At 28.1% G+C, this 859-nt stretch carries 1 pseudogene; it reads right to left on the bottom strand.

Going from position 1 to position 859, the window contains the following annotated elements:
* Nucleotides 1–859 (bottom strand): annotated as a pseudogene (locus MBFIL_RS10815) (hypothetical protein); the annotation flags it as partial.

Here is an 859-nt window from a genome sequence, read left to right as displayed (position 1 = left end):
TCCATAAAGCTTTATTAATTGATGCAAGAGCTGTGTCCCAACTAGCACCATCATTATTGTCATTTCCACCTGTAGCATTTACATAAACATCAGTTGAAAGAACAAAGTCATAATTATCCACTTCAATGTGTACATATTCTGGTGAATATGTTAATATATTATTAGCTTTAGCATCAAAAATATCAACACCAAGGCTAGATGAAATAGAACCATTAAAATCAGGCAATAAACTTAAATCATGTTCAACATTACTATTATTTAAAACTAAACTATAATTTAAAGTGTTTTGGTTTATTTCAGTGATATTTACGATGAAATAGTTTGCAGGACTTCCTCCACTAATTTTAGGATTATTTGACCCCCACCAATTTAAAGTAGCATTAACATTACCTAAATTCTCAAGATCATAACCACTTGCATTAGTATTATTAAAAATACGATTATAATTAATTTTAACTCCTATAATACGAGAAGCAATACCATAAATAACAATTCCCTGATTATTATTAATGATATTATTTTGAGTTACACTTGTATAATTACTAGAAATATACATAGCTACAGTATTATTTGTGAAGTTAGAATTAGAGATATTAGACCTAGTATCACCTGGAACTAAATGAATAGCTCTAGAGTTTAAAGTAAAACTAGAATAATTAACATTAATGGCATTAGTAGAATAAATAGCTCCTCCAGTAGAACTACCATTATTACCTGTGAAGTTAGAATAAGTCACATTAAATTTACCAGTATTGTATATGGCTCCACTATTACTACCAGTATTATTAATAAAATTAGAATTATTTACACTAAAAGTACCACCTGTATTAGTGATAGCACCAATTCCAATATTAGCAAT

Source organism: Methanobrevibacter filiformis (genome assembly GCF_001639265.1).
GTDB classification, from domain to species: Archaea; Methanobacteriota; Methanobacteria; order Methanobacteriales; family Methanobacteriaceae; genus Methanacia; species Methanacia filiformis.
Note: the sequence above shows the minus strand (reverse complement) of the source record. Positions and strands in the feature narration are given on the sequence as shown.